This is a genomic window from Haloarcula sp. CBA1115 (assembly GCF_000827835.1).
GTDB lineage: Archaea > Halobacteriota > Halobacteria > Halobacteriales > Haloarculaceae > Haloarcula > Haloarcula hispanica.
Genome location: NZ_CP010529.1, coordinates 3,012,369 through 3,027,193 on the forward strand (window position 1 = coordinate 3,012,369; position 14,825 = coordinate 3,027,193).

Genomic DNA, 14,825 nt, shown 5'->3' on the forward strand with positions numbered 1-14,825 from the left:
GCTACTATCTGTGCTCGCCACCGCAGATCTATCAGTCGTAGTCGTAGAAGCCCCGCCCGGACTTTTTGCCGAGGTCGCCGGCCGTGACTTTGCGTTTGAGCAGGTATGCGGGCTTGTAGCGGTCGCCCAGTTCCTCATACAGCGTTTCGGAGGCATCGAGGACCACGTCGAGGCCGATGTGGTCGGCCAGTTCGAGCGGCCCCATGGGGACGTTCGTTCCGAGAGTTAGCCCGCGGTCGATGTCGGCCTTATCCGCGACGCCCTCGTCGTACGCCCGGATGCCCTCGTTTATCCAGGGCATCAGCACCCGGTTCACGACGAACCCGGGCTTGTCGTCGGCCTCCCAGGTCTCCTTGCCGATGTCGTGTGCGAACTCGCGGCCCAGCGTCACCGTCTCGTCGCTCGTTTTCTCACCGACGACGAGTTCGACGCCTTTCATGATCGGTACAGGGTTCATGAAGTGCAGTCCGAGGACCTGTTCTGGCCGTTCGGTGACGCTAGCGATGGTCGTAATCGAGAGCGTGCTCGTGTTGCTGGCTAGCACCGTGTCCGGCCCGCAGACGGCGTCGAGCTCCTCGAACACGGACTGCTTGATGTCCATGTTTTCTGTTACGGCCTCGACGACGAGGTCGGCATCCGCGAGGTCCTCCATCTCTGTGGTTCCGGTGATGCGGGCTGTTGCCGCTTCTGCTTCCTGTTCTGTCACTGTGTCGCGCGCAACGAGCGTCTCGAAGCTCGACTGGATCTCCTCGAACCCGGCGGCAACCAGTTCGTCTGTTACATCGCGCATGACGACGTCGTAGCCGGCCGTCGCTGTGACCTGTGCGATACCGTTACCCATCGTTCCGGCTCCGACGACGCCGACGGTGTCGACTGTTTCGAGATGCATACCCGCGCCTTCGTCCGGCGGTCGTGTAAGTCTGCCGACGGTATCGGATCGGCATGGCGGCCCCAATCCGACCGAGTCAACCTGTCACAGGCTTACCGGCAAGCACTGCCCCGCGGCTGAATATTCACTCGAAATGTAGTAAATGTCAGCAAAAAGATACTTATGGTGTGCCGGGGAACCTACTGGTGATGAGAGACCCTGCGGGCAGCAGGCTCGGAGAAAAATTCGACTGGTCACCGGATGGCCAGTCCCTGCCCCTAATCTGACAAATGAGTAAGTCACTCGACATTTCGACCACCGAAGCCGAGCAGACAGTCACGGCAGTCATCGAGACCATCGCCGCGACGACACCGGACGTCCGCCGCGCCATCGCCGACCACCGTGGCCAGAGCAACTCGGTCAACCCCACCGGCGACGACCAGCTCGCGGCTGATCTGCGCGCCGACGAACTGTTCGAGGAGCGGGTGCTTGACATCGACGGTGTCGCCTCCTACGCCAGCGAGGAACGCGCGGACGTGAAAACGACAGACGGTCGCCTCCACGTCGCCATGGACCCGCTCGACGGGTCGAGCAACCTCGAACCCAACAGCGGGATGGGGACGATTTTCGGCGTCTACAGCGAACAGCCGCCGACGGTCGGCACCAATCTACTCGCCGCCGGGTTCGTCATCTACGGCCCCATCACCTCGATGGTCGTCGCCCGGGACGGCAGCGTCCACGAGTACATCCTCGAAGACGGCGACAAGCGGGTCGTCGACGACGACGTGACGGTTCCGGAGGACCCCACAGTGTTCGGGTTCGGCGGCGGGGTCGACTCCTGGACAGACGAGTTCGAATCCTACGCCGAGGACGTCCGTCACGAACTGAAACTCCGATACGGCGGAGCGATGGTCGCGGACATCAATCAGGTGCTCACATACGGCGGTATCTTCTCGTACCCCGCACTGGAGTCACGCCCCGAAGGAAAGCTCCGGGTCCAGTTCGAGGGACAGCCGATGGCCTACATCCTTGAGTCGGCCGGCGGTCGGTCCTCCGACGGCGACCAGTCGCTGCTCGAAATCGAGCCCGACAAGCTACACGAGCGGACGCCGCTGTATCTCGGGAACGACGACCTGATCGACCGGCTCGAAGCGACTATCGACTGACGGCTCGGATATTGTTTCAGTAACCGAGATATATCGCCAGCGCTTTGAGAACGCCGTACAGCCCGACAGCGACGCCCAGGAGCCCGCCAAGAACGGTGCCGACGATGCCGTCGGGCCACAGCGAGAGCGGGTTCGGAATCCCGATGGACGGCAACGCGGGAATCGGCAGGCCACCGCTGCCGCCTGTCACGTTCCCGATGCGTTGCCCGTCGACCATTAGCTCACCAGTCTTGTTTGCGGGTACCGAGCGAGCAAACTCCGTCGTTCGTGTCTCACCGGCAGGGACCGTGACCGTCCGCGTCGTCAGTATCGAGGTGTTGAGCGCGACGATCACGTTGTGGTCCCCGCTCGCAGTTCCCCGGTTTTCAAGCTCGACGGCGATGACGGTTCGCTCGCCGGGGCCGAGTTCCGATGGAACTGCCGTGGCGTTCGTGACCACGATATCCGGCTGTCCGGGTTCTTCTGTCTGTGTCTCGGTCGTCTCGGGTTCGGCCGTCGACGTTTCCGAGTCGGTTGTCGCCGCCTCCGCATCCATGTCTGTCGCTGCTGTCTGTTCGACTCCGACGACGAACGTCGAGAAGCCCGAAGAGTCAGCCCGGTAGACGATGTGTGACTCGCTCCGGCCGGCGATGTCGGTCGCTAACGGCGTCCACCCGTCGTCTTTCCGGAACAGCGTCACAGCATCGGGTTCCGCGTCGACCGCCGCCAGCGCGTCACGGTCAACAGTAAACGTGAACGTCGCGTCCTCGGCCGGAACGGAGCCGTGGTCGATATCGAACCGGCTGACGCCGGTGTGCCCGGTGGCAGTCGTAAACGCTGGCGTGGGCTGGCGGGAGCGGACGGTGAGTGTGGCGGATTCGTTACGCGGGAACGACGCGGCAAGCCGCTCCAGCGTTCCGTTCTCACTGGTGACGAGTGGCCCCTCCGAGGGCCGAATCTGCTGTGTCTGGCCGGATCCGTTCACCGAGACGTTCGCCACGGTCGCGTTCGGCTGCCGCACAGTCACGTTCCCGGCGGTTCCATTGCCCGTCACAGACACGACTCTGGTCACAATTTCCGTGTTCCCGAGCGGATCGGCGGCGGTCACTGTGACTTCGTGACTGCCGGGCGAGGCGAAGGCCACGGTGATGTTCTCGCCGGTCAGGATCGTATCGCTCCCCACCTGCCACCGGACCGACTCGACGCCCTGATCGTCTGTCGTCCCCGCCGCGGAGAAAGTCACCGACTCGCCGACCGTCGCGTTCTCCGGCCCGGCAACGGTGACGTTCGGTGCGGAATCGTCATAGAGGAACGTCCGCTGTCGGCCAAAGGAGTTCTCGTTACCGTTCTCGTCGGTCACCGACATCAGCAGCAGCGAGTACTCACCCTCCTCCGGGAACGTGTACTTTCGTGTGTACGTGATCGTGTTACCGGTGCGTTCGGTGAATCCCGAGATATTGAGTGTGTCTAGCGATGGGCCGCCGACGGAGATTCGAAGCTGCTGTATCGGTTCGTGAATCCCAACAGAGATGCGGGCGGTGGAGCTATTGACGCGGCGTACCTCGAACGACTGGTACTTCGGCACGACGGCGTCCATCCCGGTGACGGTGACCGACTCGTGGGGAAGTTCGTTCCCCGCTTCGTCGGTGACACTGGCGGTGTCACGGAGGCTGACAGTGACGTTGTCTGTGTCGACTTTTCTCTCTAGCAGCAGGGAGACGCGCACCCCGGTCCTGTTTTCGCCGGAGGCGTTGATCGATGCGACCGAGACGTTCTCCACTCGACCCGCGGTTAGCTCGAAATCCGCTGCCTGAATCGTACTCGTGTCCACCGACCCACCGTCGTCGTACAGGGACACCTCGATAGTCGTCGCGTTGCCCCGCGTCGCATTGCCCCACTCCGGCGACTCGGTGTCTTCGGCCGCGACCGTGCCAGAAGCGACTGCAATGAGCAGCGGGAACAAAAGGAATACCGCGAGAAGCAGGAGCCACCGGCGACGACGCCTGGCCGACGGCGGCGTCTCTCGGGGGTGGCCGGTGGCACTCATGGTACATGAGTAGTCCGGCACCCGATATCAATGGTGCGCCACCATTACGAGAGGTGATAATCGCACGCGGGGTAACTACTGTGATCCCCGGGTCCGTTGGGTGTGGTATGAAAGTGCATATCACGGCCGAGGCCACGCGCGACGAGGCGTCGGCCATCGCGGCCGCTGTCGCCGAACACACCGGCCGAACTGTGGAAGTGTACGTCGGCGACGAGGAAACCCCCACGCTAGTCCGCGAGGTGACCGATGAAGATGGGGCCGAAGATACAGCCGTGGACGGCGATTCGGCGGACGCTGCACCGACGGAACGAGAGAAACGCCTCCGTGAAGAGATCGCCGACATCGAACGTGGCGGGCCGCAGAAGTACCGCGACCGCCTCACCGAGCAGGGGAAGCTGTTCGTCCGCGACCGACTCGAACTCTGGTTCGGCGACGATGGCTTGGACTTCGAGGACGGCCGGTTCGCGAACTTCGACTCGTGGCATCCCAGCAGTCCCGACGTGGACGACGAGGACGACCGGCTGCCGGCTGACGGACTCATCACCGGCGCGGGGACCTTCGAGGGCAGACAGGTACATGTCGCCGCCAACGACTTCACCGTCAAGGCGGGATCAATCGCTCGCCACGGCGTCGAGAAGTTCCTCCGACTGCAAGAGCGCGGGCTGAAGAGCGGACAGCCGTTACTGTATCTGGTCGATTCCTCGGGCGGCCGTATCGACCAGCAACGAGGCTTCTTCGCCAACCGCGAAGGGATCGGGAAGTTCTACTACAACCACTCGCTGCTATCTGGCGCGGTTCCACAGATATGCGTCCTATACGGCCCGTGTATCGCTGGCGCGGCCTACACACCGGTGTTCGCCGACTTCACCGTCATGGTCCGTGGCATGAGCGCACTGGCAATCGCATCCCCCCGAATGGTCGAGATGGTCACTGGCGAGGACATCGACCTCGAAACGCTCGGCGGGCCGGACCTGCACGCCCGTCACTCCGGCAGCGCGGATCTGGTCGCCGACGACGAGGACCACGCCCGCGAGCTCGTGGCGCAACTCATCACGTATCTGCCCGATAACGCTGACGAGAAACCGCCACGGACCGACGGGACCGCGCCGGCAGTTGACCCTGCGGGCCTCGACTCGGTCATCCCCGCAGAACCGAACAAAGGCTACGATATGCACCGAGTTATCGAACACATCGTCGACGCCGACTCCTTCTTCGAACTGCAGTCGGAGTACGGGGCCGAAATTCTGACTGGATTCGCCAGAGTCGACGGCCGGCCCGTCGGTATCGTCGCCAACCAGCCGAGCCAGCGGGCCGGCGCAATATTCCCTGATTCGGCCCGCAAAGCGGCCGGCTTCGTCTGGACCTGTGACGCCTACAACATCCCACTGCTGTACCTCTGTGACACGCCGGGGTTCATGGCAGGCTCCTCGGTCGAAAAGGAGGGCATACTGGAAGCCGGGAAGCGGATGATCTACGCTACCTCGCAGGCCACCGTTCCGAAGCAGTGCGTCGTCGTCCGGAAGGCCTACGGCGCGGGCATCTACGCCATGTCAGGTCCCGCCTACGACCCCGAAGCGACCCTCGCGCTCCCGGGCAGCGAAATCGCGATTATGGGTCCCGAAGCCGCGATAAACGCGGTGTACGCGAACAAACTGGACGCAATCGACGACCCGGAAGAGCGGGCCGAGCGCGAGCAGGAGCTACGCGAGGCGTACCGCGAAGGCATCGACGTCCACCGGATGGCGAGCGAAGTCGTCATCGACGAGATCGTTCCGCCGGGTGACCTCCGAGACGAAACCGTTGCCCGGTTTGACCTATACGAGGACGTCGAAAAGGACCGACCAGAGAAGAAACACGGGACGATTCTCTGACTGTATTCGTGGCGGCCCATACACCCGTGTTTCTCGGGAGTAGACAGCCCCTACCCCTTCCGTTTCAGTAGTAAACACTGTGTATTTAATACACTGGGTGAAAACAGGATAACAGACCACGTGGGGGCGTGGTTGCGGAGGGTGACGTGTTCACAACGGACCGAACGGTCCCGATAGGGATCATCGACAGGTGGTGTAGCGCCCTGCTTGACGAACTAGCGGCCGTCGAGCGAGAGCTATGGCTGGTAGTCGCCGTGACGCTCATCGTCGACGTGTGGCTGACACACGTCGGCCTCCAGCACGGCCTCCACGAGGGAAACCCCGTGATGCGGGCCGCGATAGAGACGTTCGGGATCGCCGTTCTCGGAGCGACGAAAGTCGGCGTTCTCGGGCTTGCAGGGCTGACCCGCCAGCTGCTGAACGAGCAGCGCGGCGTCGTCGTGCCGCTCGGGCTAGCGCTCCCGTGGGTGGCGGCCGTCGTGATAAACGCGGTCCTCTTGATTAGCCTGTAGCCGTCTCGGGGTTTCCGTCCTCCGATTTCAGTCGTCTGCACGGTGGACAAAGGCCGTCCGCTCGAACGTACAGACGAGCGTGTCGTCCTGGCTGTAGGCGTCGACCTGCATCGTAGCGATACCACGACTTCGTCGCCGGTCAGTCGCTTGTACAGGACCGCCGTTTCCGCACGGATCGTATCGCCATGGACGACCGTGCTCAATCGCCAGCAATCCATGTGGCCGACTAGTGCCGTTGTGGGTATCGCTCGTCTAGAGAATCCCATGGACGGCGGTACTCTTTTGCCCACAGTCTGAGACATTCCGCGTATGTCTCCAGAGGTAAACCCGTTTGAGAGTTTACAGGAGCAGATCGACGACGCGTCGGACTATCTCGAATATTCGACCGACGTGCTCGAACGGCTGAAACACCCCGAGCGAGTGCTGGAGACGAACCTCTCCGTGGAGATGGACGACGGCTCCGTCGAGGTGTTTCGAGCCTATCGCTCACAGTTCAACGGCGACCGAGGGCCGTACAAGGGCGGAATCCGCTATCACCCGCAGGTCACACGCGACGAGGTCAAGGCGCTGTCAGGCTGGATGGTGTACAAGTGCGCCGCCGTTAACATCCCCTACGGCGGCGGGAAAGGCGGTATCGAGATCGACCCGCGCCAGTACTCGGCCGACGAGATAGAGCGGATAACGCGGTCGTTCGCGAAGGAACTTCGCCCGATCATCGGCGAGGACCGGGACATCCCCGCGCCCGATGTCAACACCGGACAGCGCGAGATGAACTGGATCAAAGACACATACGAGACGCTGGAGAACACCACCGAGCCCGGCGTCATCACCGGCAAGGCCCCGGAGTCGGGCGGCAGTGCGGGCCGCGTCGAGGCGACGGGTCGTTCCGTGATGCTCACCGCACGCGAAGCGTTCGACTATCTCGGCAAGGACATCGAGGACGCAACCGTGGCCGTGCAGGGCTACGGGAACGCCGGCTCCGTCGCGGCGAAGCTCATCGAGGACTTGGGCGCGAACATTGTCGCAGTGTCCGACTCCTCCGGTGCCGTCTACAACTCCGACGGACTCGACGCACGCGACGCGAAGGCGTTCAAAAGCGAGACCGGGTCGCTAGCCGGCTACGAGGGCGCGACGGAAGAGCTGACGAACGAGGAGCTGTTGACGATGGACGTGGATCTGCTCGTTCCGGCGGCGCTCGAAAACGCCATCGACGGCGACCTCGCACGCGACGTACAGGCCGACATCGTCGTGGAGGCGGCAAACGGCCCGCTGACACCGAACGCGGACGACGTATTCACGGAGCGCGACGTGGCCGTGTTCCCTGATATCCTCGCCAACGCCGGCGGCGTCACGGTGTCGTACTTCGAATGGGTCCAGAACCGCCAGCGGTTCTACTGGTCCGAAGAGCGGGTCAACGACGAACTGGAGACCATCATTACGAACGCGTTTGACGACCTCGTCGAGACCTACGAGGAGACCGGCGCGCCGAACTTCCGGACGGCGATGTACGTCGTCGCCATCCAGCGCGTCGTCGCTGCCGCAGAGGAAGGCGGTATCTGGCCCTGACTCCGTCCCGGCATCGGTCGTGGCTATCGCGGGTGTTTTGCCGGCGCTTCCCCTACTGCGTGTATGAACGTTTACGAGCGGCAGGTTCGCGTCGAAGCCCCGCTGTCAGAAGTCTGGAAGTTCCACGCGACGGGCGATGGGCTGGTCGCGCTGACTCCCGACTGGATGAACATCCGCATCGAGGCGGAGCGGGGACCGGATGGCGAGCCGAATCCCGAGGAACTGACCGCCGGGTCGGTTGTCGAATCCTCAATCAAGCCGTTCGGCGTGCCGCCGCGCCAGCGCTGGGTCTCGAATATCGTTGCGCGGGAGGAGGGCGAGGACGAAGCGATGTTCCGCGACGTGATGGAGGAAGGGCCGTTCCCCCACTGGGAACACACGCATACGTTCAAAGCGCTGAGCGACAGGGAGACGCTCGTCCACGACCACGTCGAGTTCGAACTGCCTGGCGGACCGCTGGGCCAGGCGCTCGGCCCCTTCGGCTGTCTGGGGATGGAGCCGATGTTTCGGTATCGCCATCAGCAGACGAAGGAACTGCTCGAAGGCTAGCGTATTCGGGTCCGCGGACGGCACGGTCCCGACTATGGTCTCCGGTGTTTCTTTATCCCCGTGTCGGATACTGCCAGAGGATGAGTAGACGCGCCGTCGCGGTAACTGATGAAGTCGTGGTGTCTCCGCGCCACAACGGAGCGAAACGGACGTGACGGAGCCGCGAGTCGACCCGCGAATCGCGCTGGCTGTCGCCGTGCTCGCAGTCAGTACGAGCGCAATTCTCGTCCGCTGGAGCGCGGCAGCGGCGTCGGTCGCGGCCTTTTATCGCGTCCTGCTGACGACCGCGCTGCTGGCCCCGCTGGCGCTGGGCCGGCATCGGTCGGCGTTCGGACGGCTCTCCCGGCGGGATGTACTGGCGGCTGCGGCGACTGGCGTCGCGCTCGCGGTTCACTTCGCCGCGTGGTTCGAGAGTCTGGCGTGGACGAGCGTCGCGGCGTCAGTCACGCTGGTCCAGTGCCAGCCGCTGTTCGTCGCCGTCGGGGCGTGGGCGCTGCTGGACGAGCGCGTCACGCGCGGCACGACGGCGGGCATCCTCGTCGCTATCGGTGGCATCGTCGTGATGTCCGTCGGCGAACTGCTCGGCGGCGGAGCCATCGGCCCGCGTCCGCTGTACGGCAACGCGCTGGCCCTCGTCGGCGGTGTCATGGCCGCCGGGTACGTGCTCGCCGGGCGTTCGCTCCGCCAGCGGTTCCCCCTCATCCCCTACGTGACCGTGGTCTACGGCGTCGCCGCGATATGCCTCCTCGGCTTCGTCGTCGCGTCGGGCCACCCCGTGACCGGCTACCCGCCGCAGGAATGGGCCCTGTTCCTGGCGATGGCCATCGGTCCCGGCGTGTTCGGCCACACCGTCCTCAACTGGGCACTGGCACACGTCGAATCCAGTATGGTTAGCGTCTCGCTGTTGGGTGAGCCAGTCGGGAGCGCGCTGCTGGCGCTGCTGTTACTCGCGGAGATACCCGGGCCGTCGACCGTCGCCGGCGGGGCCGTCGTGCTCGTCGGTATCGGCGTTGTCGCAAGAAGCCGGGCGGTCGGGGCAACGCCGGCGGACTGACACTGTTCCGAGCCAGTCTATGCGCGTTTTTCCACGGCTCCACGGATTTCTGCGGCGGCGAAGTCGTGGTCCGGGCGGATGTTGACGAAGTCGAGGAACTCCTCCGCGGCCAGCAACTCGGACGTATCGTAGTGGCGTGCGGCGGCGGAGACAGCCGGCGGCGCACCGATGAGCGGCTCCAACGCGCCCAGCGCACAGGCAAGGTCGTAGGCGCGAGCGTCGCTGATCGCTTCCTCGCGCACGCTCGTGGCGTCGATGAAGTACAGGTCGTCGTGGGCCACGAGCACGTTCTCACACCGGAAATCGCCGTGAGCCAGGCCGTCCTCGTGCATCCGGTGAAGAAAGTCAAACACCGTCGGGCTGTGTCGCTCGACGGTCTCGGCCGGGAGGTCGTCCAGCGGTTCGAAGTCTGGGATGTACTCCAGCACGAGTACCCCCATCCCGTCGTATTCGAAGGCCTCTATCGGCTCGGGGGCGTTGACGCCGATCTCCCGCATCCGCCGGGTCGCCGCCAGTTCGTGTTCTGCCATCTCGTAGGGCGTCCCGAAATGCTCGAAAAAACCCTCGGTCCCTGACGAGAACGCGCCGATGTTTCGGCCGGCGGTCAACAGTGTATGAACCAGCGAGTTCTGCCCCGTGATGACTTTCACGAACCACTGATCATTGACGACCAGCGGAGTCGAGAGCCAGTTGTCCGCCTCCAGAAACGCCACATGGGCCGCGGGCTCGTCGTACCGCTCCATTACCGCTCGCACCACGCCTTCGAGTTGCTCCCAGGGGACCGTCCCGCGGAGGAGTCGCCGGAACGCCATTCCACCTGAGAAAAGCCGTGGACGGGCAAATGGCTTGTGTCTGCCTCCGTGTGCTATTTAATAACACAGGACATAGATTCGGTATGGAGTTCGACGTTCCCGGCGAACACCGGATGATACGGGATTCGGTCCGCGAGTTCTGCGAGAACGAGATTCAGCCGATAGCCCAGGAGATAGAGGACGAGCACCGGTTTCCGGCGGAAATATTCGAGGAACTGGGCGAGCTTGATGTCATGGGTGTGCCGATCAGCGAGGAGTGGGGTGGTCTGGGCGGCGATACGTTGATGTACGCGCTCGTCGCCGAGGAACTCGGGCGCGTTTCCGGGAGCATCGGGCTCTCGTACGTGGCCCATACCTCGCTCGGAAGCAAGCCCATAGAGTTGTTTGGCACAGATGCACAGAAAGAGCGCTGGCTCACACCGCTCGCTTCCGGCGAACACCTCGGCGGCTGGGCGCTGACTGAACCGGGCAGCGGGAGCGACGCCAGCGACATGGACACGACGGCCGAGCGGGACGGCGACGAGTACGTCATCAACGGCACCAAGCAGTTCATCACGAACGCCTCCGTCGCCGGGTCGGTGCTAGTCAAAGCCGTCACCGATCCTGAGTCCGGCTACGACGGCATCTCGACGTTCATCGTCGGTCCCGATGACGACGGCTGGGAGGTGACGACCGAGTGGGACAAAATGGGGCTGAACGCTTCACCGACCTGCGAACTCCAGTTCGACGACTGTCGGATTCCCGCGGACCGACTGCTCGGCGACGAAGGCGACGGCTGGGAGCAGACGCTGAAGACGCTCAACGGCGGCCGCATCTCTATTGCTGCGCTCTCGACGGGGCTCGCACAGGGGGCCTTCGAGGCCGCGAAGTCCTACGCCACCGAACGCGAGCAGTTCGACCGCCCCATCTCGAAGTTCGACGCCGTCCGGGACAAGATCGTCGAGATGGACCGCAAAATCGAGCGCGCCCGCCTGCTGACCCACAAGGCGGCGACGATGTACGACCAAGGCGAGGACGTGACGCGGCTCTCCTCGCTGGCAAAGCTCGACGCCAGCGAAATCTGTCGTGAGGTCGCCGAGGACGCCGTCCAGGTGCTTGGCGGGTACGGCTACACGACTGATTTCGCGCCACAGCGGTTCTACCGGGACGCGAAGCTCATGGAAATCGGCGAGGGGACAAGCGAGATTCAGCGAATGGTACTCGGCCGGGAACTGGGTCTGTGATACTCAGAGCGACGCTTACACGTCGGACGGGCGTTCGGGGACGATAGTAACGGGCACGTCGGCGGCGTCGATGACAGCGACTGCGGCGTCGCCTTCCCGGAGTCTGCCGGCCAGCCCCTTCGGCTCGTGGCCCATGACGATGTGCCGAACATCCACGTCGGCTGCGAGTTCCAGTAGTTCGTTGCCGATCCGCGTGCCCGAACGCATCGCGGACCGACCGACGTGTTCGATGGCGACCGTCGCCACGACGGTGGCGTCGCGGAACCGCTCGCGCATCTCGTCCCGGAGTTGCATGGCCGTGCCGTCGGCGGTGTCCTCGTCGACGAGGTGGACGACGTACAGTTCCTCGTCGAGCCCGTCAGCGAGTCGAACTGCCGTATCAATGACCGCCGGAGAGACCGAATCGTTGGCGATAGCCACGAGAATGGTCATACAGGACACAAGGCCTTCGCGTGCAAATCACTTTCTGCCGAACTAACAGGTCCGCTCACTCAGTCGCCTTCAGATTATGGACGGCGTCGACGTACTCGACGACCTCGGCAGTGGGCTGGATAGCCGAGAGTATCGCGTCGGCGTTCTTGTACGCCATCGGCGCTTCGTCCCGGACGCCTTTGATGACGGACTCCGAGTAGATACCGTCCATCGCTGCGGCGAACTCGTCCATGTCGACCTCGCTGTGGGCCTGTCGGCGACTCATCACGCGACCCGCGCCGTGCGGCGCTGTCTGGTGGTACTCGTCGTTGCCCCTCCCGCGTGCGATAATCGACCCGTCGGCCATGTTGAACGGGACCAGCAGCCGCTGTCCCTCGCGGGCCGGGGTCGCCCCCTTTCGGATGGTCAGGTCCCTGAAATCGATATAGTTGTGAATCGACTGGAAGCGGTCGACGGGGTCGATCCCCAGCGCGTCGCAGACGGCGTCACTCATCAGTTCGCGGTTCCAGCGGGCGTACTGCTGGGCGAACAGCATGTCGACGAGGTAGCCGTGAGCCTCGCGGCCTTCGAGCCAGTCTAAGTCCGTGTTGCGGTCCTCGTCGTCGCTGCTGTGGATGGCGTCCTGGACCTGTCCCAGCGCGTCGAAGGCGTCCTCGATTTCCTTGCCGTCGAGTTCGCGCCGGAGGCGGTCCTTCCGGATGTAGGACTCGCCCATGCCGCCGGTGACCCAGGCGTAGAGGTCCCGCGATTCGACTGTATCGGGGTCGAACTTGAGATACTCGACGTACTCGTCGGGGATCTGCTCGCGGATCTCGCCGATGGTCCGACGGTCCGTCGCCGTCGACTGCCAGTACTCGGCGACAGACTTACCCAGATACCGGGACCCGCTGTGGATGACCAGCCAGTAGTCGCCCGACTCGTGTGCCCGGCCGAACTCGACGAAGTGGTTCCCGCCGCCCAGCGTCCCCGCACTCTTGATTATGTACCCCATTCCCTGGCGCTGGTCGGCCAGCACGCGGTCACACAGCGACTCGAAGTACTCCTCGTCGTAGCCGTCGAAATCGAACTCTACAGGGTCGATGTGCTCGCCGAACCGCTCGGCGTAGGCCGCGTCGAACTGCTCGAAGATGCGGTTGGCCCGCTCGAACGGGAACTCCTCGACGAAATGGACCGCGTCGTCGTAGTCGTGAACCGACCGCCCCATCGGGACCGCCTCGCGGACGCGGCGCTCGCGCTCTTCGTCTTCCAGCGGGAGCTCCGGCCCGAGGTTCGTCGCGGCCATCCCACAGCCGACGTCGACGCCGACGATGTTCGGGACGACGCGGTCGCCAAGCGGCATCGTGAAGCCGATGGGTGCGCCGGCCCCCCAGTGCGTGTCCGGCATGATCCGCACCGGTTCGGTGAACGCAGGATGGTCGATGAGCGTCTCTATCTGCTCCCGACACCCAGCCTCGACGAGCGATTCGTCGTCAACCATCACCCGCGCTGTGGTGTGTTCGCCCGTCAGTTCGAGTACCATTGGTGTCCTACCGTAGTTGCATGGATGGTTTGAACCTCACGGTGGCCCGTGAGTGGGTGTCTCCCCGTCGGAGGAAATAAAAACGCAACCGAACAGCTGTCGAAACGCTAAACGGCTGATACATCCCTTCTCAGGCGCTGAGATGTGTTTTCACTCGGTGGGAACGCCCGCTCCCTTATATATCATTGCGGCGCGGAACTCCATATGTGAGGTGACACAGATGTCCTATCAAGCGGCGAACCCCCTGGCAGACGACTTCGAGCTCGAGCTCGGCGGGGCCTGGACCGCGTACTGGCTGGCGTTCCTGCGTGTCGTAACCGGCTGGTGGTTCTTCCACGCAGGCGTAACGAAGCTCATCGAGAACGGGCTGGCCTACAGCTACGGGCCGACGTATCTCAAGCAGATGACTGGCACGGCACTCGGTCCGCTCCCCGTGCTGATGGGCGAATACCTTGGCTGGCTCATTCAGGCAATGGTCCCGCTGGGCGAGACGCTCATCGGGCTGGGACTGATGGTCGGCGCGCTAGTCAGGCTCGCCTCCGTCTTCGGGGTCTTCTTCATGGCCCTGTTTTGGATCGGCAACGCGGAGTTCGGCCACGGGCTGGTCAACAGCGACTTCATGGGCATGCTGCTGTTCATGACGATGATCGTGCTGGCTACCGGTCGCTACTACGGCCTCGACGCGATCATCGAGAAGACCAAACTGGTCAAACGACACCCGAAACTGAGGTACCTGCTCGGCTAAGGAGGTGACCACCAATGCAACAACACACCACCGTCATCGACAAAGCGGCGATGGCACTCAGCGGCGGACTGATGCTGCTGGGCGTCGTCGTCCTCGGCATCGTGGAGATACTGGCGGGTAAGCCCTACAGCGCGGCACCGCTGACGAACGACGCGGGCGAGATAATCGCGACTCCGATGATCGATCCGACGCTCCGGACCGGACTGGTCCTGGCCGGCCTCCTGGTCCTGGCTCTGTACGGGCTCTACAGGCTCGTCGCCCCAATGAAGAATCAGACGGCCACGGCACAGCAGGAAATCACGGCAGACTGAGCGGTTCTCGTTTTCGCTGTTTTGACTCGGTGTGTCGATACTGTTTACAGAAGTGATAGTGGGTGCCGCACCACCCCACCGATTCCCCACTAACAACGTATTTACTATGGGTATATTAATCAAGTGGGGTAGTTTCTCATTCTGATAGCGCCCACCACAACGCTCATTTCT

The 14,825-nt window shown here is 63.5% G+C and carries 14 protein-coding genes; 9 read left to right on the forward strand and 5 right to left on the reverse strand.

Annotated elements, in window-relative coordinates; genetic code table 11:
- Window positions 1-31 precede the first annotated feature (31 nt).
- On the reverse strand, window positions 32-889 hold the full coding sequence (locus SG26_RS15070; protein WP_014040268.1) for a 3-hydroxyacyl-CoA dehydrogenase family protein: 858 nt from the start codon (window positions 887-889) through the stop codon (window positions 32-34).
- A 269-nt stretch (window positions 890-1,158) separates the two neighbouring features.
- Between SG26_RS15070 and SG26_RS15075 the strand changes: the two genes are divergently transcribed.
- Window positions 1,159-2,034, forward strand: coding sequence for a class 1 fructose-bisphosphatase (locus tag SG26_RS15075; RefSeq protein WP_050038009.1), 876 nt, complete (start codon window positions 1,159-1,161; stop codon window positions 2,032-2,034).
- Window positions 2,035-2,050: 16 nt separating this feature from the next.
- Here the strand turns inward: SG26_RS15075 and SG26_RS15080 are convergent, their stop codons facing one another.
- Window positions 2,051-4,060, reverse strand: coding sequence for a PKD domain-containing protein (locus SG26_RS15080; protein WP_050038010.1), 2,010 nt, complete (start codon window positions 4,058-4,060; stop codon window positions 2,051-2,053).
- A 107-nt stretch (window positions 4,061-4,167) separates the two neighbouring features.
- On the opposite strand from SG26_RS15080, the gene SG26_RS15085 reads away from it, so the two are divergent.
- The 5 genes from SG26_RS15085 to SG26_RS15105 all read left to right on the forward strand — a co-directional run bounded on the left by SG26_RS15085 (window position 4,168) and on the right by SG26_RS15105 (window position 9,612).
- Window positions 4,168-5,931 carry an acyl-CoA carboxylase subunit beta gene (locus SG26_RS15085; RefSeq protein ID WP_050038011.1) on the forward strand — a complete coding sequence of 588 codons (1,764 nt, stop codon included), beginning with the start codon at window positions 4,168-4,170 and terminating at the stop codon, window positions 5,929-5,931.
- 128 nt (window positions 5,932-6,059) lie between these two features.
- On the forward strand, window positions 6,060-6,443 hold the full coding sequence (locus SG26_RS15090) for a DUF5658 family protein (protein WP_050007112.1): 384 nt from the start codon (window positions 6,060-6,062) through the stop codon (window positions 6,441-6,443).
- Window positions 6,444-6,752: 309 nt separating this feature from the next.
- On the forward strand, window positions 6,753-8,009 hold the full coding sequence (locus SG26_RS15095; protein ID WP_014040272.1) for a Glu/Leu/Phe/Val dehydrogenase: 1,257 nt from the start codon (window positions 6,753-6,755) through the stop codon (window positions 8,007-8,009).
- Between the two features lie 63 nt (window positions 8,010-8,072).
- Window positions 8,073-8,558: an SRPBCC family protein gene (locus SG26_RS15100; RefSeq protein WP_014040273.1), complete on the forward strand. Its 486-nt coding sequence runs from the start codon at window positions 8,073-8,075 to the stop codon at window positions 8,556-8,558.
- A gap of 151 nt (window positions 8,559-8,709) precedes the next feature.
- On the forward strand, window positions 8,710-9,612 hold the full coding sequence (locus SG26_RS15105) for a DMT family transporter (RefSeq protein WP_050038012.1): 903 nt from the start codon (window positions 8,710-8,712) through the stop codon (window positions 9,610-9,612).
- 17 nt (window positions 9,613-9,629) lie between these two features.
- On the opposite strand, the gene SG26_RS15110 is transcribed toward SG26_RS15105, so the two are convergent.
- Entirely contained in the window at window positions 9,630-10,424 is a 795-nt protein-coding gene (locus SG26_RS15110) for an RIO1 family regulatory kinase/ATPase (RefSeq protein ID WP_014040275.1), read from the reverse strand.
- An 83-nt stretch (window positions 10,425-10,507) separates the two neighbouring features.
- On the opposite strand from SG26_RS15110, the gene SG26_RS15115 reads away from it, so the two are divergent.
- Window positions 10,508-11,647 carry an acyl-CoA dehydrogenase family protein gene (locus SG26_RS15115; RefSeq protein ID WP_014040276.1) on the forward strand — a complete coding sequence of 380 codons (1,140 nt, stop codon included), beginning with the start codon at window positions 10,508-10,510 and terminating at the stop codon, window positions 11,645-11,647.
- A 15-nt stretch (window positions 11,648-11,662) separates the two neighbouring features.
- On the opposite strand, the gene SG26_RS15120 is transcribed toward SG26_RS15115, so the two are convergent.
- Together SG26_RS15120 and SG26_RS15125 are read right to left on the reverse strand one after the other, a co-directional pair.
- A complete protein-coding gene (locus SG26_RS15120) occupies window positions 11,663-12,079 on the reverse strand; it encodes a universal stress protein (protein ID WP_050038013.1) in 417 nt (138 codons plus the stop codon).
- A 55-nt stretch (window positions 12,080-12,134) separates the two neighbouring features.
- The gene (locus SG26_RS15125; RefSeq protein ID WP_050038014.1) at window positions 12,135-13,598 is read right to left on the reverse strand and encodes an RNA-splicing ligase RtcB; all 1,464 of its coding nucleotides are present in this window, start codon (window positions 13,596-13,598) and stop codon (window positions 12,135-12,137) included.
- A gap of 220 nt (window positions 13,599-13,818) precedes the next feature.
- Here SG26_RS15125 and SG26_RS15130 point away from each other — a divergent pair, with 220 nt between their 5' ends.
- Together SG26_RS15130 and SG26_RS15135 are read left to right on the forward strand one after the other, a co-directional pair.
- Complete coding sequence (locus SG26_RS15130) at window positions 13,819-14,343, forward strand: DoxX family membrane protein (protein ID WP_050038296.1); 525 nt, start codon at window positions 13,819-13,821, stop codon at window positions 14,341-14,343.
- A 14-nt stretch (window positions 14,344-14,357) separates the two neighbouring features.
- Window positions 14,358-14,654, forward strand: a complete 297-nt coding sequence (locus SG26_RS15135; RefSeq protein WP_050038015.1) for a hypothetical protein — start codon at window positions 14,358-14,360, stop codon at window positions 14,652-14,654.
- Window positions 14,655-14,825: the final 171 nt, after the last annotated feature.